Annotated in this window: 23 protein-coding genes; 17 read left to right on the top strand and 6 right to left on the bottom strand. The window is 65.9% G+C overall.

What is annotated here, in order from left to right:
* Window positions 1-184 precede the first annotated feature (184 nt).
* From ACUJB0_RS17705 to ACUJB0_RS17655, 11 genes are all read left to right on the top strand, one after another.
* On the top strand, window positions 185-367 hold the full coding sequence (locus ACUJB0_RS17705; protein WP_444846342.1) for a Flp family type IVb pilin: 183 nt from the start codon (window positions 185-187) through the stop codon (window positions 365-367).
* A gap of 53 nt (window positions 368-420) precedes the next feature.
* Complete coding sequence (locus tag ACUJB0_RS17700; protein WP_444846341.1) at window positions 421-951, top strand: A24 family peptidase; 531 nt, start codon at window positions 421-423, stop codon at window positions 949-951.
* 99 nt (window positions 952-1050) lie between these two features.
* On the top strand, window positions 1051-2397 hold the full coding sequence (locus tag ACUJB0_RS17695) for an ATP-binding protein (protein WP_444846340.1): 1347 nt from the start codon (window positions 1051-1053) through the stop codon (window positions 2395-2397).
* Window positions 2394-3236 (top strand): Flp pilus assembly protein CpaB, encoded by an 843-nt coding sequence (cpaB, locus tag ACUJB0_RS17690; RefSeq protein WP_444846339.1) that lies wholly within the window; start codon window positions 2394-2396, stop codon window positions 3234-3236. The genes ACUJB0_RS17695 and cpaB overlap by 4 nt, the downstream gene beginning before the upstream one ends.
* A 7-nt stretch (window positions 3237-3243) precedes the next feature.
* Window positions 3244-4773 carry a type II and III secretion system protein family protein gene (locus ACUJB0_RS17685; RefSeq protein WP_444846338.1) on the top strand — a complete coding sequence of 510 codons (1530 nt, stop codon included), beginning with the start codon at window positions 3244-3246 and terminating at the stop codon, window positions 4771-4773.
* Between the two features lie 13 nt (window positions 4774-4786).
* Window positions 4787-5065 (top strand): hypothetical protein, encoded by a 279-nt coding sequence (locus ACUJB0_RS17680; RefSeq protein WP_444846337.1) that lies wholly within the window; start codon window positions 4787-4789, stop codon window positions 5063-5065.
* A gap of 27 nt (window positions 5066-5092) precedes the next feature.
* A complete protein-coding gene (locus ACUJB0_RS17675; RefSeq protein WP_444846336.1) occupies window positions 5093-6265 on the top strand; it encodes a CpaE/TadZ family protein in 1173 nt (390 codons plus the stop codon).
* A 20-nt stretch (window positions 6266-6285) separates the two neighbouring features.
* Entirely contained in the window at window positions 6286-7632 is a 1347-nt protein-coding gene (locus tag ACUJB0_RS17670; RefSeq protein ID WP_444846335.1) for a TadA family conjugal transfer-associated ATPase, read from the top strand.
* 3 nt (window positions 7633-7635) lie between these two features.
* Window positions 7636-8613: a type II secretion system F family protein gene (locus ACUJB0_RS17665; protein WP_444846334.1), complete on the top strand. Its 978-nt coding sequence runs from the start codon at window positions 7636-7638 to the stop codon at window positions 8611-8613.
* 10 nt (window positions 8614-8623) lie between these two features.
* Entirely contained in the window at window positions 8624-9559 is a 936-nt protein-coding gene (locus tag ACUJB0_RS17660; RefSeq protein WP_444846333.1) for a type II secretion system F family protein, read from the top strand.
* Between the two features lie 9 nt (window positions 9560-9568).
* Window positions 9569-10267 (top strand): LytR C-terminal domain-containing protein, encoded by a 699-nt coding sequence (locus ACUJB0_RS17655; protein ID WP_444846332.1) that lies wholly within the window; start codon window positions 9569-9571, stop codon window positions 10265-10267.
* An 81-nt stretch (window positions 10268-10348) separates the two neighbouring features.
* On the opposite strand, the gene ACUJB0_RS17650 is transcribed toward ACUJB0_RS17655, so the two are convergent.
* The 3 genes from ACUJB0_RS17650 to ACUJB0_RS17640 form a co-directional block, all read right to left on the bottom strand.
* Complete coding sequence (locus ACUJB0_RS17650) at window positions 10349-11116, bottom strand: GIN domain-containing protein (protein WP_444846331.1); 768 nt, start codon at window positions 11114-11116, stop codon at window positions 10349-10351.
* A 25-nt stretch (window positions 11117-11141) separates the two neighbouring features.
* Window positions 11142-11345, bottom strand: a complete 204-nt coding sequence (locus tag ACUJB0_RS17645; RefSeq protein ID WP_444846330.1) for a hypothetical protein — start codon at window positions 11343-11345, stop codon at window positions 11142-11144.
* Window positions 11346-11469: 124 nt separating this feature from the next.
* Window positions 11470-12369: a LysR family transcriptional regulator gene (locus ACUJB0_RS17640; RefSeq protein WP_444846329.1), complete on the bottom strand. Its 900-nt coding sequence runs from the start codon at window positions 12367-12369 to the stop codon at window positions 11470-11472.
* 172 nt (window positions 12370-12541) lie between these two features.
* Between ACUJB0_RS17640 and ACUJB0_RS17635 the strand changes: the two genes are divergently transcribed.
* From ACUJB0_RS17635 to ACUJB0_RS17625, 3 genes are all read left to right on the top strand, one after another.
* The gene (locus tag ACUJB0_RS17635; RefSeq protein ID WP_444846328.1) at window positions 12542-13393 is read left to right on the top strand and encodes an alpha/beta fold hydrolase; all 852 of its coding nucleotides are present in this window, start codon (window positions 12542-12544) and stop codon (window positions 13391-13393) included.
* 162 nt (window positions 13394-13555) lie between these two features.
* On the top strand, window positions 13556-14551 hold the full coding sequence (locus ACUJB0_RS17630; protein ID WP_444846327.1) for an alpha/beta fold hydrolase: 996 nt from the start codon (window positions 13556-13558) through the stop codon (window positions 14549-14551).
* Window positions 14552-14627: 76 nt separating this feature from the next.
* Complete coding sequence (locus ACUJB0_RS17625) at window positions 14628-15356, top strand: substrate-binding periplasmic protein (RefSeq protein ID WP_444846326.1); 729 nt, start codon at window positions 14628-14630, stop codon at window positions 15354-15356.
* A 7-nt stretch (window positions 15357-15363) separates the two neighbouring features.
* Here ACUJB0_RS17625 and ACUJB0_RS17620 read toward each other — a convergent pair whose 3' ends face one another.
* Both ACUJB0_RS17620 and ACUJB0_RS17615 read right to left on the bottom strand, forming a co-directional pair.
* Entirely contained in the window at window positions 15364-15564 is a 201-nt protein-coding gene (locus ACUJB0_RS17620) for a hypothetical protein (protein WP_444846325.1), read from the bottom strand.
* A 106-nt stretch (window positions 15565-15670) separates the two neighbouring features.
* The gene (locus ACUJB0_RS17615; protein ID WP_444846324.1) at window positions 15671-16303 is read right to left on the bottom strand and encodes a TetR/AcrR family transcriptional regulator; all 633 of its coding nucleotides are present in this window, start codon (window positions 16301-16303) and stop codon (window positions 15671-15673) included.
* 244 nt (window positions 16304-16547) lie between these two features.
* On the opposite strand from ACUJB0_RS17615, the gene ACUJB0_RS17610 reads away from it, so the two are divergent.
* Window positions 16548-17567, top strand: a complete 1020-nt coding sequence (locus ACUJB0_RS17610) for a cupin-like domain-containing protein (protein ID WP_444846323.1) — start codon at window positions 16548-16550, stop codon at window positions 17565-17567.
* Here ACUJB0_RS17610 and ACUJB0_RS17605 read toward each other — a convergent pair.
* Window positions 17564-18607: a LacI family DNA-binding transcriptional regulator gene (locus ACUJB0_RS17605; protein WP_444846322.1), complete on the bottom strand. Its 1044-nt coding sequence runs from the start codon at window positions 18605-18607 to the stop codon at window positions 17564-17566. The two genes, ACUJB0_RS17610 and ACUJB0_RS17605, sit on opposite strands and share 4 nt — an antisense overlap.
* A 140-nt stretch (window positions 18608-18747) precedes the next feature.
* On the opposite strand from ACUJB0_RS17605, the gene ACUJB0_RS17600 reads away from it, so the two are divergent.
* Window positions 18748-19878 carry an endo-1,4-beta-xylanase gene (locus ACUJB0_RS17600; RefSeq protein WP_444846321.1) on the top strand — a complete coding sequence of 377 codons (1131 nt, stop codon included), beginning with the start codon at window positions 18748-18750 and terminating at the stop codon, window positions 19876-19878.
* A 103-nt stretch (window positions 19879-19981) separates the two neighbouring features.
* The gene (locus ACUJB0_RS17595) at window positions 19982-22369 is read left to right on the top strand and encodes a glycoside hydrolase family 3 N-terminal domain-containing protein (protein ID WP_444846320.1); all 2388 of its coding nucleotides are present in this window, start codon (window positions 19982-19984) and stop codon (window positions 22367-22369) included.

Genomic DNA, 22369 nt, shown 5'->3' with positions numbered 1-22369 from the left:
TGTGTCCCGTGCGCAGATTTTCCTCCCACTCATGAAAATAATGCCACACGGAAAACTTGCGTCACGTCAACTCTCGGAAAACTCCGATCCGTATAGTAATCCTTAATGGCCCGGGAACCGGTGATTGGGCAGTCCGCCGGCCCGTGCCAGGGGTACTTTTTAACTTCATCCAGAGGAGTAAATCATGAACTCGCTTATTGCAGCGGCAAAAGTGTTCGTGCAGGACGAGGACGGGATCACGGCCATTGAATACGGCCTGATCGCGGCAACGATGGTGGCGGCGGTGGTCACCGCCTTCGCTTTCTTGACGCCGGTGCTGACCAACGCCTTCAGCAAGATCGCGGACAAGATCACCGCCGCGACGTAACCACCAGGCTTTCCAGCCGCGGTTGGCTGGAAAGCCTTACGTTGGAGACCCTCATGTCGATAGCGCTCGAAGTCATCTTGATCTGCCTTGTGGCGCAAGCGGCCGTCACCGACCTGGCCCTGCGCAAGATCCCGAACGTATTGGTGCTCAGCGGCCTGCTGCTGGCGCTGCTGTTGCACCTGCTGGGCGGCCTGCACTGGGCGCCACTGACGCACTGGATGGCCGGCGCCTTGGCCGGCTTTTTTTTATTCCTGCCGCTGTATCTGCTGCGCGGCATGGCCGCCGGCGACGTCAAGCTGATGGCCATGGTCGGCGGCTTTGTCGGCCCGCTGATGGCCGTGAAGGTGGCCATGCTGGCCGCGCTGATCGGCGGCGTGATGGGCCTGCTGATGCTGGTATTTAACGGCCGCTGGCGGGAAGGCTGGCGCAACGTGGCCGCCATCTGCAAGCCGATGCTGCTGCGCAGCCTGGGCGTGCCGCTGCAGGCGGTGCCGCTGGCGCCGGGCGCCAGCGTGGGCGGCATCCCCTACGGTTTGGCGATCGCGCTGGCCACGATGGCGACTGTGGCACTTGCACATCGCTAACGTTCCGCCTGCCGCGCCTTTGCTGCGCGTCAATATCCACAAAGCATGGGCCGATAGACTTGATTCCTCAACGTAACTAATCCACCGCTGGAGATCGTCATGCTCGCCGTCGAAACGCCTACCTCCGCCCTCCATGCCGATCCCGCCGCGGTGCTGCCGGTCCAGCCGAAATCGGTGCGTGACACCGGCTTGACGCAGCAGATGATCGTCGAGCTGATCGCCAAGTCCATTCTGGTCGGCGGCAAGATCCACCTGCCGGTGCTGACCACGCGGCTGCACCTGTCGATCAACGTGCTGCGCGAGGCGCTGGAGTTCATGGTGGCCGAACACGTGGCCGAAGTGGCCTGGCGCGGCGAGTCGGACATCGACGTGCAGTACCAGCTGACCTCCGCCGGCCGCTTGCGCGCCAGCGCCTGGATGGACCGCTGCCCCTACATCGGCCCCGCGCCGGTGACGCTGGAGGCCTACCGCGCCGTGGTCGAGCGCCAGGCCGTCCAGGCGCCGCAGCTGTGCGCCGACGAACTGGCCGCCGAATTCGCCGACGACTTTCTCAGCCCCGCCGTGCAGCGCATGCTGGGCGCAGCCATGTATGCCGGCCGCACGGTGCTGCTGCATGGCCCGTCCGGCGGCGGCAAGTCGGTGCTGGCGCGCCGGCTGGGCAGCCTGCTGCAGGGCGTGATCGCGGTGCCGCATGCGCTGGTGGTGGGACAGGAGATCGTCCAGGTCTACGACGCGCTGCTGCACCGCGCGCCGTCGCCGCAGCATCTGCGCCAGCTGCGGCCGGCGCAGGAGCGCCGCAGCAGCGATCCGCGCTGGGTGCTGTGCCAGCGTCCCGTGGTGGCGCTGGACGCGGACCTGAGCGCCGACATGCTGGAGCTGCAACCGGACAGCCATAACGGCTGCTATCGCTCGCCGCCGCAGCTCAAGGCCAACAACGGCCTGCTGATCGTCGATGACCTGGGTCGCCAGCGCATGGCCGCCGCCGATCTGCTGAACCGCTTCTCGCAGGCGCGGGAGCTGGAGCGCAGCCAGCTGGCGCTGGTCGGCGGCTTCCATTTCAGCGTGCCGTGCCGGATGCAGCTGGTGTTCGCCACCAGCCTGGCGCCGGAAGCGCTGCTCGACGCCTCGGCGCTGCGCCGCATCGGCTACAAGATTCCGGTCGGGCCGCTGGATACGGCCAACTACCGCACCTTGTTTCGCCAACAGTGCGTCAGCGCCGGCGTGACGTTCGATGAAGCGGCGCTGCGCTACCTGGTCGACGAGCTGCATGCGGGCAGCGGCCTGCCGCTGCTGGCCTGCTATCCGCGCGAGATCGTCGGCCGCATCAACGACTTCGCCGGCTTCCTGGGCGAGCCGGCGCGGCTAAGCGTGGAGACGCTGGACCAGGCCTGGACCAGCATCTTCGCAGCTGGCGCACCATCGCCGGTCTACGGGCAGGCAGCATGAACAACCGGCGCGCATTGATGATGATGGCGCTGGCCATCGTCCTGGGATTGGTGGCGGTGGTGCTGGCCTCGCGCTGGCTGCTGCACCAGACGCCGGCGTCGGCCAACAAGATCGTCGTCGCGGCCACCGATGTGAGCCTGGGGCAGCGCCTGACGCCGGAGATGCTCAAGGCGATCGACTGGCCGGCCGAGAGCTTGCCGCGCGGCGCCATCCGCGACGGCACCAAGCTGGCTGGCCGTGTGCTGAAAACCAGTGTGCTGCGCGACGAGCCCCTGACCGAGGCCAAGCTGGCGCCGGCCGGCACGCTGGGCGGCCTGTCGGCACTGATCTCGGAAGGCAAGCGCGCCATCACCGTGCGGGTCAACGACGTGGTGGGCGTGGCGGGTTTCGCGCTGCCGGGGAATTTTGTCGACATCATCGTCAACACGCAGGCCGCCGCCACCGGCAACGAGAACGCGATTTCCAAGATCGTGCTGGAACGGATACTGGTGTTGGCCGTGGCGCAGGAAGTGGGCCGCGACGAGACCAAGCCGCGCGTGGTCAACGCCGTGACGTTGGAGGTGACGCCGGCGCAGGCCGAGAACATCGACCTGGCGCGCAGCGTCGGCACGCTGTCGCTGGTGCTGCGCAACCAGGTCGATCCGCGTCCCGGCGTGACCGACGGCGCCACCAAGAGCACCTTGCTGGGTATCGCCAAGGCGCAAGCTCCGGCTGCGGCGCCGGCCGAACCGCCGGCGGCCGCGCCCAAGCCGCATGCGCAGCTGGCGCAGGCCGCGCCGCGCATCCGGCCGTGCATTGGCGTGATCACCGGCGTGCAGCGCACGCAGGAATGTCTGTGAGCGCGTCATGACGACACTACGATACGCGGCGCTGACGCTGGCGGTGGCGAGCCAGTGGCCGGCGGCGGCCGCCACCAACAACGCCGACCTGCCCGCGCTGTTGGCGCGTCCGGCGGCGGCCTTGGCCGGCGCCGCTCCCGCGCGCGTGGCGGCGGATGGCGCGTCCCGCGAATCGGTGGGCCTGCGCTGCAGCGGCCAAGCAGCCACGCCGGGCAGCCTGACGCTCGCACTGGGCAAGTCGACGCTGATGCGCATGCCGGAAGCGGTGGCGGCGCGCAGCGTCGGCAATCCCGCCGTGCTGCAGGCGATGCTGGTGGCGCCCGACACGCTGTACCTGGTCGGCGCCGATATCGGCAGCAGCAATATGATCGTGCAGGGACGCAGCGGCTTGTGCAACGTGATCGAGGTGGTGGTCGGCATCGATCCCACCGCGCTGCAGAAAGCCTTGGCCGCGCTGATGCCGGAGCAGAAGGACATCCACGTCAGCGCGGCCGGCGACACGCTGGTCCTCAGCGGCACGGTCGACGATGCGCCGACGGCGGCACGGGTGCTGGAGCTGGCCTCCGCGTTCGTGCGGCGCCCGGCGCAGGCACTGGAATCGGCCAAGGGCGAGAAGGGTGACAAGGGCGGCGCGCCTGCGGCAGCGGCAGCACCATCGTCGCCAGCTCCAGTGTCGGCGGCCGGTGCGGGCGCCGCGCGCATCGTCAACTTCCTCAACGTCGGCGCGCCGCAGCAGGTGATGTTGGAAGTGAAGATCGCCGAGGTGTCCAAGACGCTGCTGGACAAGCTGGAGGCCGGCGTGTCGCTGGGCTTTGGAGGCGGCAGCTGGAGCACCACGCTGGCGTCGAGCTTCATCAGCGGGACGTTGAAAGGCCTGCTCAGCGCAGGCAAGGCCACCGGCAATCATGTGGGCATCGCCGCCGACAAGCAGGATGGCCTGGTGCGCATCCTCGCCGAGCCGACGGTGATGGCGATCAGCGGCCAGGAAGGCAGCTTCCTGGCGGGCGGCAAAATCTTCGTGCCGGTCGCGCAGGACAACAACAAGGTCACGCTGGAGGAGAAGGAGTTCGGCGTCGGCCTGCACTTCACGCCCACCGTGCTGGCCGGTGGCCGCATCAACCTGCGCGTGGCGCCGGAAGTGTCGGAACTGTCGCGCGAAGGCATAGGCATCTCGGCGGCCGGCTTCTCGGGCGGCGCCATCCTGCCGCTGATCACCACGCGCCGCGCCGCCACCACGGTCGAACTGTTCGACGGCCAGAGCTTCGCCATCGGAGGCCTGATCAGCAACAACCAGACCACCAACATCCGCGGCCTGCCGGTGCTGGGCGAGCTGCCGGTGCTGGGGGCGCTGTTCCGCAGCACCGACTTCCAGCAGGACCGCACCGAGCTGCTGTTCGTCGTCACGCCGCACCTGGTCAAGCCGCTGCCGCCGAACTACAAGCTGCCGACCGACGACGTGACCACGCCGACCCGCGCCCAGCTCTTCCTCGAAGGGCGCATGGAGGGGGCTCCGCCCCCGAGCACCGACCGCAAATAAACGGGATACGACTATGCGACATCTACTTAGCCTGCCGCTGGCATGCATGCTGGCCTCTTGCGCCCTGCAACTCACGCCGACCACGCCGCAATGGGACCGGGACTTCGGCATCGTCACCCGCGTCGCGCTGGCGCAGCAGGTCGCCGACGCGGAGGCGGGCCGCAACCGCGATCCGGTCGCCGGCATGAACGGCCGCGCCGCGCACGCGGCCTACGAGCGCTATCAGAAGGCCAACAGCGAACCGCCGGCGCAGCCGTCCGCATTCACCATCGGCGTCAGCGGCGCCAAATAGTCGCGCAGATAAAAACGAGGAATGAATATGAAAGCACTAATGATCAGCAAGGACAGCCTGCTGCATGCCGAAGTCGCCGCGCAGGGTTCCGCGCGCATGCCGGCCGTGCAGCTGGTCGCGTCGCGCAACGGGCTGCGCGACGCGGTGGAACGCCAACTGCCGGAGATGCCGGAACTGGTGATCCTCGACGCCAGCGACGTCGGCCCGGACGAGGGGGAACTGGTCGAGCGCCTGAGCAAGCTGTATCCATCGTCCTCCTTCATGCTGCTGGCGCGCGAGCCGCAGCAGGACTTGTTGATCCGCGCCATGCGCGCCGGCATGCGCGAGGTGCTGCAGCTGCCGTTGGTGCACAGCGCCTTCCACGAGTCGATGAGCCGCATCGAGCTGGCGGCGGGCGTGAGCCAGACGCGCGACGGCAAGGTCCTGGCCTTCATCTCCTGCAAGGGCGGCAGCGGCGCGACCTTCTTGTCGACCAACTTCGGCTACGCGCTGGCCGCGCTGGCCGACAAGAAGGTGCTGCTGATCGACCTGCATGGCCAGTTCGGCGACGCCACCTTGTACGTGTCTGACCAGAAGCCGGGGATGACGCTGTCCGACATCTGCGCGCAGATCAGCCGCATGGACGGCGCCTTCCTCGATTCCTGCCTGGTGCATGTGGCGTCGAACTTCGGCGTGCTGGCGGCGGCCGACGATCCCAATCACGCGGTCGACATGAAGCCGGAGCACATGGACGCCATCCTGCGCCTGGCGCGCCAGCACTACGACTTCATCGTGCTTGACGTGGGCCGCCAGATCGACGCCATCTCGCTGCGCGCGCTGGACCAGGCGGACGTGATCCACCCGGTGCTGCAACTGGCGCTGCCGGACATCCGCGACGGCCGCCGCCTGCTGGACATCTTCCGATCGCTGGGCTACCCCAGCGAACGTATCCGGCTGATCGTCAACCGCTACGAAAAGGGCGGCAAGCTGCGGCTGATCGACCTGGAACAGGCGCTGGGCGCGGACGTGGTGCACACGGTGCCGAACGATTATCTGTCGGCCACCGACTCGGTCAACCAGGGCATACCGGTGCTGCAGCTGTCGCGCAGCAGCGCGGTGGCGCGCAGCCTGGCCGAGCTGGTGGAAATGGTGACGGCGCGGCGGGTCTCGGAGAGCAAGGGCCTGTTCGACCGCCTGTTCGGCCGCAACGACAACGACTGACCAAGACAGCGGAGGATGACATGAGTTTACGCGAACGGCTGGCTTCCCCGGACGACAAACGCCACGGCGTCAACGGCCCGCCGGGCCTGGCGGCTGCGGCCTACCAGGAACTGAAGAAGAGCATGCACCAGACGATACTTGACCGTATCGACCTGGAACGCCTGAAGCGTCTCACGCCCGAGCAGTTCAAGCACGAGCTGGCGCTGCTGGTCCAGCGCATCATCGAGGAAGAGCGCATCGTGCTCAATCAGCACGAGCGGCATAGCCTGGTGCTCGACATCCAGCACGAGATGCTGGGTTTCGGGCCGCTGGAGCCGCTGCTGGCCGATCCCGGCGTGTCCGACATCCTGGTCAACACCTGCGCCCAAGTCTACATCGAACGCGCCGGCCGGCTGGAGCTGACCGACGTCACCTTCAACGACAACGCCCACCTGATGAAGATCATCGAGAAGATCGTCTCGCGTGTGGGCCGGCGCGTGGACGAATCGAGTCCGATGGTCGACGCGCGTCTGCCGGATGGCTCGCGCGTGAACGCCATCATTCCGCCGCTGGCGATCGATGGCCCCATCCTGTCGATACGGCGCTTCGCCGTCACGCCGCTGACGGTGCAGAACCTGCTCGACTACCGCAGCCTGACGCCGCCGATGATGGAGGTGCTCAAGGCGCTGGGGCAGGCCAAGGTCAACATCCTGATCTCCGGCGGCACCGGCAGCGGCAAGACCACCATGCTGAACGTGCTGTCCGGCTTCATCCCGGCGGCGGAACGCATCGTCACCATCGAGGACGCGGCCGAGCTGCAGATGCGCCAGCCGCATGTGGTGCGGCTGGAGACGCGGCCGCCCAACATCGAGGGCAAGGGCGAGGTCAATCAGCGCTCGCTGGTGCGCAACGCGCTGCGCATGCGGCCGGACCGCATCATTCTCGGCGAGGTGCGCGGGCCGGAGGCGTTGGACATGCTGCAGGCGATGAACACCGGCCATGAAGGCTCACTGGCCACTATCCACTCGAACACCCCGCGCGACGCCTTGTCGCGGCTGGAGAACATGGTCGGCATGACCGGCCTGAATCTGACGCCGCGCGCCACGCGGCAGCAGATCTGCTCCGCCATCACGGTGGTGATGCAGGTGTCGCGGCTGACCGATGGCACGCGCAAGCTGGTCAGCCTGCAGGAGATCACCGGCATGGAGGGCGACGTGATCGCCATGCACGAGATCTTCCGCTACGAACAAAAAGGCGTGGACGCCAACGGCAAGGTGCTGGGCCGCTTCTCCGCCACCGGCGTGCGGCCGCGCTTCGCCGACCGCCTGCGCATGTTCGGCGTGCCGGTGGCCGATACGGCGTTCGACCCCGACAAGATCTACGAGTAGCGCATGGACGGAATCTTCACCGCTTTCGAGGTGCTGCTGTTTGCCGCCGTGATCCTGCTGATCGAAGGCGGCTGGCTGTGGTGGTCGGGCGCGCACGGCCGGGGGGCGCGGCGCATCGCCAAGCGCCTGCGGCTGATGGCGGCGCGCGGGGAGCGCGGCGGGGAACGCATCGATATTCTCAAGCAGCGCTGCTACAGCCGCAATCCGGCGCTGGAGAAGCTGCTGCGCCGCGTCGGCCGCCTGGCCGCGCTGGACCGGCTGCTGCTGCAGGCGGGCGTGCGCTGGTCGGTGGCGCAGTTCATCGCCTGCGTGCTGGCGCTGCTGGTCCCAGGCCTGCTGCTGCCGGCCATGCTGAACATGCCGGCGCTGGCGGGGGCCGCGCTGACGGCGCTGATCCTGTCGCTGCCGTGGGCGATGCTGATGCGCACGCGGCGCGCGCGCCTGCTCAAGCTGGAGCAGCAGTTGCCGGAGGCCGCCGATTTTCTCGGCAGGGCGCTGCGCGCCGGCCACTCCTTCGCCAACGTCATGCAGATGGTGGGCGAAGAGCTGCCGGAGCCGATCGCCGGCGAATTCAAGTTCGCCTACGAAGAGATCAACTACGGCGTGCCGATGAACGAGGCCTTGCACAACTTGGCGATGCGCGTGCCGCTGACCGACCTGCGCTACCTGGTGATCGCGGTGTTGATACAGCGCGAGTCGGGCGGCAACCTGGCCGAGGTCCTGGGTAACATCAGCCGCCTGATACGCGCGCGCCTGCGCTTGATGGCGCAGGTGCGCGTGATGTCGGCCGAGGGCCGGATGTCGGCATGGATACTGGGCCTGCTGCCGCTGTGCGTGCTGGCGCTGATGATGGTGGTGAATCCCGCCTACGTGCGGGTGCTGTGGACCGATCCGGCCGGCATCACGCTGACGTGGTACACGCTGGTGATGGCGGTGGGCGGCGTGCTGTGGATGCGCAAGCTGATACGCATACGGGTGTGAGGAGCGCGGCATGGATATCCGGCAGATCGTTTTCCTCCTGATCGTCTTCGCGGTGGTGGCGGGCGTCGCGCTGGTGGCGCTGCTCGGTTTTTCATCGGTGCCGATAAGGGACCGGCTCAACGGTTTCATGGGACCTGCGGAATCGTCGGCGCCAACGGAGGGCGGCTGGGTGGAGAAGGTCGCGCATGCGGCGCAGCCTTTCTCCCGTCTGTCGCTGCCGGAGGAGGGCTGGGAGCGGTCGCCGCTGCGCACCCGCTTCATGAACGCCGGCTGGCGCAGCGCGTCGGCGCCGTCGCTGTACTTCGCCGCCAAGACGCTGCTGTCGCTGGGGCTTCCGTCGCTGCTTGCGCTGCTGGGCGCCGCCACGCTGGAGAATGCGGTGAACAAGGGCTTCGTCTACCTGCTGCTGATGACGGCGGCCATCGGCTACTACTTGCCGAACGTGGTCCTGTCGCGCAGGGCCGCCAGCCGCTGCCGCGAGATCTTCGAGACCTTCCCGGATGCGCTGGACCTGCTGACCGTCTGCGTGGAGGCGGGCCTGAGCCTGGAGCGCGCGATGGCCAAGGTGGCGGGCGAGATCCACATCAAGAGCGTGGCGCTGGCGCAGGAGCTGCAGCTGGCGCTGATGGAGATGCGCGCCGGCTTCACCAAGGAGAAAGCCTTGCGCAACCTGGCGCTGCGCAGCGGCGTCGAGGACGTCGACACGCTGGTGGCGATGTTGATCCAGTCGGAGCGCTTCGGCACCAGCATGGGCGAATCGTTGCGGGTCCACTCGGACAACCTGCGCGCCAAGCGCAGCATGATCGCCGAGGAAGCCGCCGCCAAGATCGCGTTGAAGCTGCTGTTCCCGCTGATCTTCTGCATCTTCCCGACCTTGATGCTGGTGTTGATCGGTCCCGCCGGCATCCAGATTTTCCGGATGCTGCCAACCTTGATGGGGAAATAGGAGGCGATGATGAAGCGTACCCTGAGCGCCGCGTGCACCGGCGCGTTGCTGATGGCGTGCAGCGGCATGCAGTCGGCGCCGGCACCGCAGACCGACCCGCAGGCTGCCGCCATCGCGGCGCTGGGACAGGCGTGCCTGCGCGATCCGACCAGCGCGGAAAGATGGGAACAACTGGGCGCGGCGCTGGAAGCCGGCGGCGAACATGAACGCGCGGCGACCATGTTCAGGCAGGCCGCCGCGCTGCGCGCGCACGATGTGCGGCGCGACTATGCGTTGGTGAAGGAAGCCGCCGCGCAGGCCAGTGCCACGACCATGCCCACGGTCGACGCATCGATGCCGCGCACGGAGGTGCGGCAAGTCGGCGCGGCGCTGGTGGAGGTGTTGCGTGTCGCCGCCGGCGAGCGGGCGGTGGCCGAAGCGCATGGCGTCAAGCTGGAAATCAGCAACGGCAATGGCGTGGCCGGCGCCGCCGCGCGGCTGGCGCGCACGCTGGACGCGGAAGGCATCAAGGCCACACGGCTGACTAATCTGAAGCCATTCGTGGTGTCGATCAGCCGCATCGAATACCAGCGCGACCAGCGGCTGCTGGCGCAAGCGCTGTCGCAGCGACTGGGCTTGCCGCTGCAGGTACAGGGCGGCAAGCAGGCATACGCCGACATGCGCATCGTGCTGGGGCGCGACACGGCGCAGGCACGCTATCTCAAATAAAAAAAATCCGTCCGAAAGAAGTGACCCTCTCGGACGGTAAAAACACACCCATGTGTTTCCTGCTGCGGACTACCGCATTCCTTACTGCCAGCTGATGCTGCCCATGCCTCGGGCGCTGGCGTTCCTGCTGGCCGGGTTGCCATACACCTTGGCCGAACCCATGCCGGATAACTTCATGTTCGCGCTGGTCTTCGCGTACACCGACGCGCTGCCCAGGCCTGACATATCGACGTCCACCGCGTCGGCGCGCAGCTGCTGCGCGTCCAGGCCACCAATGCCGCCAAGGCTGGCGTGCAGTTGCCGGGTCTGGCCCGTCATTTCAATGTGGCCCGCGCCGCTCAAGTTCAAGTCGATGTTGTCGCTGCTGCCGGCGTTGACGGTCATGCTGCCCACGCCGCCCAGTTTGACGTCGACATTGCGGTACTGCGCATTTACCCTGACCGCGCCGGCACCTTCCAGGGCCAGGCGCAGCTTGTCGCCATTGAAGCCGTTCACTTCCGTGGAACCGACGCCGCCCGACACCACCTGGCGTAGATTTGGCAGCGTCAGTTCCGCCCGCAGCTCCTGCTTGTTACCGAAGTTGAAGCTGCGGGTCTTGCTGGTGCCGATGTGCAGGGTATCGCCCGTCTGCTCCACCGTCACTTTTTTCAGCGCGTCAGCCTCTCCGTATAGAGTCAGCGACGCGGCTGGACCTTGCCGGACCTTGAGGCTGATGACGCCATCAAGATCGATGTTGACGGTGCGCGCATCGACGCCGCGGTTCTCGCTGATCACATCGGCCGCCAGCGCGGCGTGGGCGCCGCTGCTCAGTACCGTGGCCAGCATCGCAGCCTTCAGATATTTTTTCATCATGCGCTCCGTCGGTCGGCTTGAATTACAGGGCTGCTTTTTCAGCGGCGGTCAGGCGCTTGGCGCTGACGGTCACGATCTGTATCTTGCTGGTGTCGGCCTTGGCGACCACCGCCGCAACTGGGGCTGCGGTGTGCAGGGCTGGTACGGCCGCGGTGGCGAACGAGGTGGCGCTGGCGACTACGATTGCTGCGACGAAGATGGCTTCCATGTTTTTAGCGATGTTCATTTTGAGCTCCTTGGGTGGTTGGTTTCACTGCGTTTTGTCTTGCGTTGAGTGAACTATAGACAAGGGCCCTCTGCACAGCCACCGGGATGTGACGAACTGCAAAAACGGGGGGGCAGAATGCGGATTAGGGGGGTAAAGCTGCACCGCACAATAGCTCCTGGCTGGCGGCGTAGAGCTGCGACAGCCAGGTGGCGACAGTCTTGAAGCGGGCGATGGAGCCGGCGTCGCGGTGGCTGAGCAGCCAGATGTCGCGCAGCACCTCGACACCTTCGCCGATGCGCACCAGTCCTTCCTGCTGTCCCATGATGCAGGGCAGCAGCGCCATGCCGACGCCCGCGCGGCAGGCGCGCACCATCGTGCTCAGGCTGTTCACCTTGAGCACGATGCGCGTCGGCGCTATCCCCGCCAGCCATTGCATTTCGGCGGTGCCGGCCAGCGCGTTGTCGTAGCCGATCCACGGCTGCTCGCTCCAGCGCTCGCGCGGGAGGCCGGCGAAGCTGGCGTGGCCGTAGACCGCGAAGCCCAGGTCGCCCAGCCTGCGCATCACCAGCGCCGCGTCCTCGCCCGGCTGGCCCAGGCGCAGGGCGAAGTCGGCCTCGCGGCGGGTGAAGGACAGGTTCTGGTTTTCCGCCTGCAGCGTCAGTTGCAGGTGCGGATGCTGGGCGTGCAGGGCGGGGACGTGCTCCAGCAGCCAGTAGTCGAACAGGAAGTCGATCGAAGTGATGTTGACCGGGCCGGCGGTGGCGTCGGCCTCCTGGGACGAAGCCTGCAGCATGCTCTGGACGTTGCCGTACACCGCCTCGCCATGCTCGACGAAGACCTGGCCGGCGTCGGTCAGCTGGTAGCCGGTGTTATCGCGGATGAACAGGCGCAGCTTCAAGGACTTTTCGGCGGCGGCGATGCGGCGGCTGATGGTCGACGCGTCCACGCCCAGGTGGCGGCCGGTGGCGCTCATGTTGCCGCTGCGGGCCAGCGCCAGGATCAGCGGGATGTCGTTCCAGTCGAATTCGGTGGTTGATGGCATGGGTGGGGTCGGTTCGTGGTGGCGGCCTGCATTTTTGCAAAGTCACCTTGCAGGGCTGTCTGTTCCGCAAACGCGGCTGCGGGCCTAAGATTCATCCCATCGCAAGGCCAGATTTGCCGGGAACTGTAGCACAGCACCTCAACTCCATCTATCGACTAAAAGGAAGAAAATCATGCAAAACGTAACGCAAACCACCAGCACCATCACCACCCGCGACGGCGTCGAAATCTACTACAAGGACTGGGGTCCACGCGGCGGCCAACCCGTTGTGCTGAGCCACGGCTGGCCGCTGAACGCCGACAGCTGGGAATCGGCAGCCTTCCACCTGGCTAACAATGGTTTCCGTGTCGTCACCCACGACCGCCGCGGCCACGGCCGCTCCAGCCAGCCTTGGGATGGCAACGACATGGACCACTACGCCGACGACCTGGCCCAGCTGATCGAGGCGCTGGACCTGAAGAACGTGATCCTGGCCGGCTTCTCGACCGGCGGCGGCGAGGTGGCGCGTTACGTGGGTCGCCACGGCACCGGGCGCATCGCCAAGCTGGGTTTGATTTCGGCGGTGCCGCCGCTGATGCTCAAGACCGAGACCAATCCCGGCGGCCTGCCGATGGAAGTGTTCGACGGCCTGCGCGCCGGTTCCGTCGCCAATCGTGCGCAGCTGTACCTGGATATCGCCTCGGGGCCGTTCTATGGTTACAACCGTCCGGGCGCCAAGCCATCGCAGGGCATCATCCAGGCGTGGTATGCGCAGGGCATGCAGGCCGGCCACAAGAATACCTACGATTCGATCAAGGCCTTCTCGGAGACCGATTTCCGCGACGACCTGAAGAAATTCGACAAGCCGACGCTGATCATCCACGGTGACGACGACCAGATCGTGCCGATCGACGCCGCCGGCAAAGCCTCGGCCGCCATCGTCAAGCAAGCCAAGCTGATCATCTACGCCGGCGCACCGCACGGCCTGACCGACACGCACAAGGACCAGTTCAACGCCGATTTCCTGGCATTCGCCCAGTCCTGATGCACGGGGCCGCCTTCGGGCGGCCTAAAATAATTTAATTAAATAGCTTGCTATTGAATTGTTGGCGATATATATTGTCGACATGGGCAGCACGAAACGCTCGAACAAGACACTTGAAATAGCTCGCTACTAAATCGTTAACTACTTAAAATGGAGTTCGTCATGAATAAATCTTCCCAATCCCAAGCAATGAACCCATCCCGTCGTTCCGCCTTGTTCGGTGGTGCCGGTGCTGCAGCGGCTGCGGTCGCTCTTCCGCTGGCGGCTTTCTCCGGCAGTAGCGCACAGGCCGCTCCTGCCATTCGCGGCGGCGCCGTCAGCAAAACCGGCAGCACCATCACCACCCGCGACGGCGTTGAGATCTATTACAAGGATTGGGGTCCACGCACCGGCCAGCCAGTCATCCTGAGCCACGGCTGGCCGCTGAACGCCGACAGCTGGGAATCGGCAGCCTTCCATTTGGCTAACAACGGTTTCCGCGTCATCACCCACGACCGCCGCGGCCACGGCCGCTCCAGCCAGCCTTGGGACGGCAACGACATGGACCACTACGCCGACGACCTCGCCCAGTTGATCGAAGCGCTGGACTTGAAGAACATCATCCTGGCCGGCTTCTCGACCGGTGGCGGGGAAGTGGCGCGCTATGTGGGCCGCCACGGCACCAAGCGCATCGCCAAGCTGGGCCTGATCTCGGCGGTGCCGCCGCTGATGCTCAAGACCGCCACCAACCCGGGCGGCCTGCCGATGGAAGTGTTCGACGGCATCCGCGCCGGCTCGGTCGCCAACCGTGCGCAGCTGTACCTGGATATCGCCTCGGGACCGTTCTTCGGCTACAACCGTCCTGGCGCCAAGCCATCCCAGGGCATCATCCAGGCGTGGTATGCGCAGGGCATGCAGGCCGGCCACAAGAACACCTACGATTCGATCAAGGCCTTCTCGGAAACCGACTTCCGCGACGACTTGAAAAAATTCGACAAGCCGACGTTGATCATCCACGGTGACGACGACCAGATCGTGCCGATCGACGCCGCCGGCAAGGCCTCGGCCGCCATCGTCAAGCACGCCAAGCTGATCGTCTATCCCGGCGCGCCGCATGGTTTGACCGACACGCACAAGGACAAGTTCAACGCCGACTTCCTCGCGTTCGCCCAGTCGTAAAACGAACACAGGGCCCGTCGAGGGCCCTGTGTTTGCGGTTTCAACGTGCTATATTGCAAGTATGAGAGCGCGCCTGATGACACTGACCATGCTATGCGTTGGCGTGTTCCACGGCGCGGCGCGAGGCGAGGTCATCAACGTCTACACCAGCGCTCGTGTCGCGCCGCTGATGGTCGGTGACGGCAGCGGCATCTACCCCGACCTGGTGGCTTACCTGAACCGCAAGAAGCTGGACCAGTTGAGCTTCAAGCTGGTTTATCTTCCGCGCAAGCGCTTGCAGCTGCAAGTGGAGCGCAACGAGCTGGACGGCATCGTCATCGGCATGATGCCGCACTGGTTCAACGACGTGGCCGAGAAAAAATACCTGTGGACGGCGGCCTTCGGCACTGACCGGTACGTGATCGTGCTGCCGGCGGCTCTGCCTTTCAACTCATCAAGGCCCGGCGCGCTGACTGGCCGCACGGTCGGCCTGGTGCTGGGCTACAGCTATCCCGAGCTGGACGGATGGATACGGCAGCAAGGCCTGGTCCGCAACGACGCCCCCAGCGACGAGCACAGCCTGGAGAAGCTGCGGGTGGGGCGGATCGATAGTGTGATTGCCGCGCAGTCGGTGGTGCGCTACTACATGAAGGTGCACGCGATGGAGGCCGACAAGTTCCAGCTGCACGAGCTGCCATCGAGCCTGACCGAGCGCCACTTCCTGGTCCCGCGCGCCAAGGCGGCGGTCTACGAAAAGATCGCGCCGGTGATCCGGCAACTCAAGGACGATCCCGAATGGCAGCGCCTGGTTGCCAAGTACGAGTAGGCCAGGATCACCGTTCGCGATGTCGCGACGACGTTGCCAATTCAAGTTCGTCTACGATCGCCAATAACTTGTGCAGATCGGCGGGATCTTCGAAGTTGATGCTGCTTTCGTTGGGCAGTTCCATCCGCTGGTCGGCGAGCTGAGCGATTCGCCTGCCATGCTGGAAGAAGTCGTCCACGTTTGCGATCTTGATGGTCACAGTATTCATTTTTGCTCCCGCAGCGCCTTGCCACTCTTGCCGAAAGCGCGTTTCGCTATTATGGCCGAAATGGTCGCTGGGGGCTGCGGCCGCGCAAACGAAATCAATCTGAATGCTAAACGTAGGGCGTACCTGCCAGCGCAACGTTTAATCCGATGGTTCCCTTATCCACGATCGCGAGAAAGACGGCTTTCGCCGCCGCTGGATCCTGGCTCCGCCGATAGGCTTGGTGCGCCTGGAGTAGCGCCACGCTCCATGTCGCCAGCAGCAGGGAGGCCGCCAGTTGGGCGTCGACATCATCCGGTTCGCGGCCCGCGCATTCGGACAGCGCCAGCGCCACCACTTGCGCGATCTCGTCGCGTATCGCCCTGGCCCGGGCCTTGAGGGTTTCGCTGCTGTCGATGGTCGCGACGAAGCTTTGGCTGCCGGCGGTAAAGCAGACATACAGACTCTGCTCCTCCACCAGCCGGTGGGCGAGCAGGCGCAAGGTCTCGACCGGTGCGGTACCGGGATCGCGCTGCCGCAATGCCTCGCGCAGGAGCTCGCGGCCCTCTTCGTCGCGGTCGAAGAACATGTCCTCCTTGCGCGGGAAATGGTTGAACACCGTCATCCGCCCGACGTAGGCCGCCGCCGCGATTTCATCCACCGTCACATGATCGAAGCCACGCTCGAAGAACAGGCGCGTGGCGGCGTTGGAGATACCCTGCCGCGTGGCGAGGCGTTTGCGGGAGCGAAGATCGGTTGACATGCGGCAGATGATAGCATAGTTTACATATACTGAGTACATATTGGGATTGAGTATATGAAAGTCGATGTAATCGTTGTGGGAGCGGGACCGGTCGGGCTTCTGACCGCCTCGCTGCGCTAGCGCTCCGCGAATTGCCCGCAATGGTTGCGCATATCATTGTCGATGGTTTTTATTGACAATAACTTTTCAACCCTTTTACACTGGGTAAAGGACAATACATAGCAGCCAATCGGAGACGACAACATTGGGCAACCAACAGGCCGCGAAGCCGATACGCGAACTCCACGGCGTTACCCCGGACGGTTTGACGGACGCCATCCTGACGGCGACGCAGCCGCTGGTGTTGCGTGGCCTTGCGGCGGCGTGGCCGATGGTGCGTGCCGCGCGAACCTCGCCGCAGGCAGCCGATGCCTATCTGCGCCGCTTCTACCGCGACGCCAGCGTCAACGCGATGCATGGCGCGCCCGACATCGGCGGACGTTTCTTCTACAACGCCGATATGAGCGGCTTCAATTTCACGTCGGTGCGGGTCCGCTTCGACGCCGTGCTCGACGCGCTGCGCGAGCACCTGGATGACAAGCAGCCGCCCACCTTCTATGTCGGCTCGACCACCATTGATGCCTGCCTGCCGGGCTTTCGCGCGGAAAACGATATCGACCTGGGCGCGCGCGATGCCCTGGCCAGCATCTGGGTAGGCAACCGCACGCGCATCCCCGCGCACTACGACTTGCCGGACAACCTGGCCTGCGTGGCGGCCGGGCGCCGCCGCTTCACCTTGTTCCCGCCGGACCAGCTGGCCAATCTGTATGTCGGCCCGCTGGACCTGACGCCGGCCGGCCAGGCGATCAGCCTGGTCGACTTCGCCGCGCCCGACTTCGCCGCCTTCCCCAAATTCGCCACCGCGCTCGAACACGCGCAGACGGCCGAACTGGAAGCGGGCGACGCGCTCTTCATTCCCAGCATGTGGTGGCATCACATCGAGGCGCTGGACAGCTTCAACGTGCTGGTCAACTACTGGTGGCGGCAATCGCCCGACTATATGGACACGCCGGTCAACACGCTGCTGATGGCCCTGATGACGCTGCGCGAGTTGCCGCCGGCGCAGCGGCAGGCGTGGCAGGAGATCTTCCGCCATTACGTGTTCGACAGCGACGGTAGTGAAGCCAGTCATATCGCACCGCATGCGCGCGGGGTGCTGGCGCCGTTCGATGGCGACGCGGCCCGCAGGCTGCGCGCGCAGTTGTTGAATATGATGCGGCGTTAAACCTTGAGCTTGCCCGCGATCTTGGTGACCGGGCGCATCCGTGGAGCGGCGTCGGATTGGCGCCGTATCAGCTTGTAGTCCATTACCACATGCTCCGGCGCCTCGTCCTCGCCGTCGCGCTGGGCGTTGATCTGCCTGACCAGGAACTGCACCGCCGCCGCCGCCATGTCGGTGATGGGCTGGCGCACGGTGGTCAGCTCCGGCCAGATGGTGGTCGCCAGCGCGGTATCGTCGAAGCCGGCCACCGTCAGGTCGCCCGGCACATCCAGTCCCAGCCGATGGGCGATGGCCACCGTCGCCGCCGCCATGTCGTCGTTGCTGGCGAAGATGGCGGTGGGGCGCTGTTCCAGTCCCAGCAAGGTCTCGGCGGCGTCCAGGCCCGAGCGGTAGGTGAACAGTCCCTGGACGATCAGCTCCGGCCCGCTCTGCGCGCGCTTTTCGGCGATGGCGGCCTGGAAGCCGGCCAGCCGGCGCGCGCTGGCGGTCTGGTTGGGATGGCCGATGATGAAGCCGATGCGCTGGTGGCCCAGCGAGATCAGGTGGTTGGTCATCGCGTGCGCCGCGTGGAAGTCATCGATGCTGACGGCGCAGACCCGGTCGTCCGGGCTGCCGCAGGCCACCGTGACGGCCGGCGTGCCGGAAGCGGCGATGGCATCGATCAGGTTCGGCGTGTCGCACAGCGGCGGCGGCAGAATGATGCCGTCGATGCCGTTGGCGATCATACGGCGCGCCTGGTCGGCGACCTGGTCGTCGGCCTCGCACTTTTCCACCAGCAGCTGCACGTTGTTCGGGCTGGCCTGGTTCAACAGGCCGACCAGCAATTCGCTCAGGTAGCCGGCGCTAGGGTTACTGTACAAGAAGCCGACGCGGATGGGCGGCGCTCCCGCCAGGCGGCGCGCGGCCTGGTTGGGCACGTAGTTCAGCGCCGCCACCGCCTTGCCGACGCGGTTGCGGGTGACTTCGCGGACACGGGTGTCGCCGTTCATCACGCGCGACACGGTCATCGGCGAAACGCCGGCCAGCTTGGCGACGTCGATCATCGTCGGCGCCCCCGACCGGGAACCCGCTGCGGGTTTGGATTTCACCTTGATGCTTGCCATCGGCCTTTTGCTAACCTTGTGTTGTAACATTTTGATTATGCCACGAGTGTTAGCAAACATTTTCACCATGGAGCCTGTCAATGACGATTTCTCGTAGAAATACCTTGGCCTTGCTGGCCGGCGCCGGCCTGATGTCGCTGAGCGGCGTGTCCGCCGCCGACCAAGCGGAATCGTTGAAGGTGCTCGGCAAGCGCAAAGGCCTCAATGTCGGCAACGCGATCGGCGCGGTGGGCTTCCGCGATCCCGCCTATCTGGCGTTGATGGCGCGCGAGTGCAATGTCATCGTCGCCGAGAACGAATGCAAGTGGCCGGCGCTGGAACCGCGCCAGGGACAAGCCAACTACGAACCGGCCGACCGGATGTTCGCCTGGGCCAGGGAGCAGGGCATGCTGATACGCGGGCATAACCTGCTTTGGCAGACGGCCAGGTGGCAGCCGGCATGGATCAATCAATACGACTTCGGCGCGCGGCCCGCGCTGGCGGCGGAGCGGCTGATACGCGAGCACATCGGCGCCGTCTGCAAGCACTTCGGGGCGCAGGTCCATAGCTGGGACGTGGTCAACGAGGCCGTTGATCCGGCCGACGGCGCGCTGCGCCAGAATGTGCTGACCGAGCGCCTCGGGGCGGTCGAGGAGATCGACCTGGCGTTCCGGCTGGCACGCGAGCACGCGCCGCAGGCGCAGCTGGTCTACAACGACTACATGCGGCCCGACGACGGCAGCGCCAGGCACCGCGCCGGCGTGCTGAAGCTGCTGCAGTCGTTGAAGGCGCGCGGCACGCCGGTGCAGGCGCTGGGGCTGCAGAGCCATATCGGTTCATGGGATGAGATGGGACCGGGCAGCAAGGGCCTGCTGGAGTGGCGCAAATTCCTCGACGAGGTGAGCGGCATGGGACTGGATTTGCTGGTGACCGAATTCGACGTCAACGACCGCAAGCTGCCGGCCGATATCGCGGCGCGCGATGCGGGCGTGGCGGCGCTGGCCAAGGACTACCTGGACGTGACCTTCAGCTACCCGAGCTGCCGCGACTTCGTGATGTGGGGCATGGCCGATCACATGAATTGGCTGCAAGGCTGGAAGGAGGCGCCGCGGCTGGATGGCTTGCCGATGCGGCCCGCGCCTTTCGACAGCCGGCTGAACGGCAAGCCGCTGCGCACAGCCATCGCGGAGGCCATCAAGGCCATGCCGCCCAGGTCCGGCACGGCTGGCTAAGACGTGTTGACTTGGCAATCTCATTCGATCACACTGGGAAATGGTAGCGCTATTCATTTTGAGTTAATGGCGTCATACCGCCTAACAAAAACCAGGAGACAAGATGAGTAACGACAAGCGCAGGCAGTTCCTCAAATCGATGACCGGCCTGGCCGGCGCGGCATCGCTCGCGCCGGCGATGGCGCTGGGCGCCACCGCGCGCCCGCCGTACAAGGATGCGTCGCTGCCGCTCGCCAGGCGGGTGGACGATCTGCTGGGCCGCATGACGCTGGACGAGAAGATCGTGCAGATGCAGTGCATCTGGCAGGACAAGAAGCTGATCCAGGACGGGCAGAACGAATTCTCCGCCGAGAAGGCGGCGCGGCTGTACCCGCACGGCCTGGGCATGGTGGCGCGTCCGTCCGACCGCCAGGTGGGCCAGGCGGCCGGCGCCGGCGACACCGGTGCGGTGGGCAACCGCAATGCGTTTGAAACCGCGACCTATGTGAACGCCGTGCAGAAATGGGCGCTCGAGCAAACCCGCCTCGGCATCCCCCTGCTGATGCACGAGGAGTCGCTGCATGGCTACGTGGCCCGCGACGCGACCAGCTTCCCGCAGGCGATCGGCCTGGCGTCGTCGTTCGATACGGACATGGTGCGCGACGTGTTCAGCGCCGCCGCCCGCGAGATGCGCGCGCGCGGCGCCAACCTGGCGCTGGCGCCGGTGGTGGACGTGGCGCGCGAACCGCGCTGGGGCCGCATCGAGGAAACCTACGGCGAAGACCCGCACCTGTGCGGCGAGATGGGCAAGGCGGCCGTGCTGGGCTTCATGGGCGAATCGCGACAGCTGGGCAAGGACAAGGTGTTCGCCACGCTGAAGCACATGACCGGACACGGCCAGCCGGAGAGCGGCACCAATATCGGCCCGGCCGAAGTCAGCGAGCGCACACTGCGCGAGGAGTTCTTCCCGCCGTTCGAGAAGCTGGTCAAGGAAACCCATATCAGCGCCGTCATGCCGTCGTATAACGAGATCGGCGGCGTCCCGTCGCACGCCAACCGCTGGCTGCTGACCAAGGTGCTGCGCGAGGAGTGGGGTTTCAAGGGCGTGACGGTGTCGGACTATTTCGGCATCAATGAACTGATCAGCCGCCACAAGCTGGCCGCCACGCCGAAGGAGGCCGCGCTGATTGCCTTCAAGGCCGGCGTGGATATCGAAACGCCGGACGGCCAGGCCTACAAGACGCTGGGCGAACTGGTACGCGAAAAGAAGATCGCGGAAAAAGAAATCGACGCGGTGGTGCGCCGCATCCTGGAACTGAAATTCCTGGCCGGCCTGTTCGAACAGCCCTATGTGGATGCCAAGGCCGCCGACGGCCTGACCGCGACGCCGGAGGCGGTCGCCCTGGCGCGCCGCGCCGCGACCCGCACGCCGGTGCTGCTGAAGAACGACAAGGGCTTGCTGCCGCTGGACGCGAAGAAGGTCGGCAAGGTGCTGCTGCTCGGCACCCACGCCAAGGACTGCCCGATCGGCGGCTACTCCGACGTGCCGCGCCACGTGGTGTCGATCCACGACGGCCTGCTGGCCGAGAGCCGCGCGCAGGGCTTCGAACTGCGCTACGCGGAAGGCGTGCGCATCACCGAAGGCCACGTCTGGGGCGCGGACGAGATCAAGTTCACGGCGCCGGACGTCAACGCCCGGTTGATCGCCGAGGCGGTGGAAGCGGCCAAATCGGCCGACACCATCATCATGGTCCTCGGCGACAACGAGCAGACCAGCCGCGAGGCCTGGGCCGACAACCACCTGGGCGACCGCGACAGCCTGGACCTGATGGGCCAGCAGAACGACCTGGCGCGCGCCATTTTCGCGCTGGGCAAGCCGACCGTGGTGTTCCTGCTGAACGGCCGTCCGTTGTCGGTCAACCTGCTGGCGGAAAAAGCCGACGCGCTGATCGAAGGCTGGTACATGGGCCAGGAAACCGGCCACGCCGCCGCCGACCTGCTGTTCGGCCGCGCCAACCCGGGCGGCAAGCTGCCGGTGTCGATCGCGCGCAGCGTCGGCCAGCTGCCGGTGTTCTACAACCACAAGCCGTCCGCGCGCCGCGGCTACATCGACGGCCTGACCAAGCCGCTGTACCCCTTCGGCTTCGGCCTGAGCTACACCAGCTTCGACATCTCGGCGCCGCGCCTGGCCAAGGCCAGCATCCGCGCCGGCGAATCGACCAAGGTCGAAGTGGACGTGCGCAACACCGGCAAGCTGGCCGGCGACGAAGTGGTGCAGATCTACATCCGCGACGACGTCAGCTCGGTCACCCGTCCGGTGCTGGAGCTGAAGGCCTTCAGGCGCGTGACGTTGCAACCGGGCGAGCAACGCACGCTGTCCTTCGACATCACGCCGGCCGACCTGTGGTTCTACAACATCGACATGAAGCGGGTCGTCGAGCCGGGCAGTTTCACCATCCATGCCGGCCCGGATAGCGTGCAGCTGAAATCCGTCAAGCTGATGGTGTCATAA

The organism is Duganella caerulea (assembly GCF_040362985.1).
In the GTDB taxonomy this organism is placed as follows: domain Bacteria; phylum Pseudomonadota; class Gammaproteobacteria; order Burkholderiales; family Burkholderiaceae_D; genus Rugamonas; species Rugamonas vulcania.
Note: the sequence above shows the minus strand (reverse complement) of the source record. Positions and strands in the feature narration are given on the sequence as shown.

Excerpts from the sequence above, each read along its gene's own strand:
- ACUJB0_RS17615 (WP_444846324.1), bottom strand. The coding sequence starts at position 16,303 with ATGTCAACCGATCTTCGCTCCCGCAAACGCCTCGCCACGCGGCAGGGT.
- cpaB (WP_444846339.1), top strand. The coding sequence starts at position 2,394 with ATGAACAACCGGCGCGCATTGATGATGATGGCGCTGGCCATCGTCCTG.
- ACUJB0_RS17650 (WP_444846331.1), bottom strand. The coding sequence starts at position 11,116 with ATGAAAAAATATCTGAAGGCTGCGATGCTGGCCACGGTACTGAGCAGC.
- ACUJB0_RS17640 (WP_444846329.1), bottom strand. The coding sequence starts at position 12,369 with ATGCCATCAACCACCGAATTCGACTGGAACGACATCCCGCTGATCCTG.
- ACUJB0_RS17655 (WP_444846332.1), top strand. The coding sequence starts at position 9,569 with ATGAAGCGTACCCTGAGCGCCGCGTGCACCGGCGCGTTGCTGATGGCG.
- ACUJB0_RS17700 (WP_444846341.1), top strand. The coding sequence starts at position 421 with ATGTCGATAGCGCTCGAAGTCATCTTGATCTGCCTTGTGGCGCAAGCG.
- ACUJB0_RS17620 (WP_444846325.1), bottom strand. The coding sequence starts at position 15,564 with ATGAATACTGTGACCATCAAGATCGCAAACGTGGACGACTTCTTCCAG.
- ACUJB0_RS17705 (WP_444846342.1), top strand. The coding sequence starts at position 185 with ATGAACTCGCTTATTGCAGCGGCAAAAGTGTTCGTGCAGGACGAGGAC.
- ACUJB0_RS17660 (WP_444846333.1), top strand. The coding sequence starts at position 8,624 with ATGGATATCCGGCAGATCGTTTTCCTCCTGATCGTCTTCGCGGTGGTG.
- ACUJB0_RS17635 (WP_444846328.1), top strand. The coding sequence starts at position 12,542 with ATGCAAAACGTAACGCAAACCACCAGCACCATCACCACCCGCGACGGC.
- ACUJB0_RS17630 (WP_444846327.1), top strand. The coding sequence starts at position 13,556 with ATGAATAAATCTTCCCAATCCCAAGCAATGAACCCATCCCGTCGTTCC.
- ACUJB0_RS17605 (WP_444846322.1), bottom strand. The coding sequence starts at position 18,607 with ATGATCGACGTCGCCAAGCTGGCCGGCGTTTCGCCGATGACCGTGTCG.
- ACUJB0_RS17665 (WP_444846334.1), top strand. The coding sequence starts at position 7,636 with ATGGACGGAATCTTCACCGCTTTCGAGGTGCTGCTGTTTGCCGCCGTG.
- ACUJB0_RS17680 (WP_444846337.1), top strand. The coding sequence starts at position 4,787 with ATGCGACATCTACTTAGCCTGCCGCTGGCATGCATGCTGGCCTCTTGC.
- ACUJB0_RS17695 (WP_444846340.1), top strand. The coding sequence starts at position 1,051 with ATGCTCGCCGTCGAAACGCCTACCTCCGCCCTCCATGCCGATCCCGCC.
- ACUJB0_RS17685 (WP_444846338.1), top strand. The coding sequence starts at position 3,244 with ATGACGACACTACGATACGCGGCGCTGACGCTGGCGGTGGCGAGCCAG.
- ACUJB0_RS17600 (WP_444846321.1), top strand. The coding sequence starts at position 18,748 with ATGACGATTTCTCGTAGAAATACCTTGGCCTTGCTGGCCGGCGCCGGC.
- ACUJB0_RS17645 (WP_444846330.1), bottom strand. The coding sequence starts at position 11,345 with ATGAACATCGCTAAAAACATGGAAGCCATCTTCGTCGCAGCAATCGTA.
- ACUJB0_RS17595 (WP_444846320.1), top strand. The coding sequence starts at position 19,982 with ATGAGTAACGACAAGCGCAGGCAGTTCCTCAAATCGATGACCGGCCTG.
- ACUJB0_RS17625 (WP_444846326.1), top strand. The coding sequence starts at position 14,628 with ATGACACTGACCATGCTATGCGTTGGCGTGTTCCACGGCGCGGCGCGA.
- ACUJB0_RS17670 (WP_444846335.1), top strand. The coding sequence starts at position 6,286 with ATGAGTTTACGCGAACGGCTGGCTTCCCCGGACGACAAACGCCACGGC.
- ACUJB0_RS17675 (WP_444846336.1), top strand. The coding sequence starts at position 5,093 with ATGAAAGCACTAATGATCAGCAAGGACAGCCTGCTGCATGCCGAAGTC.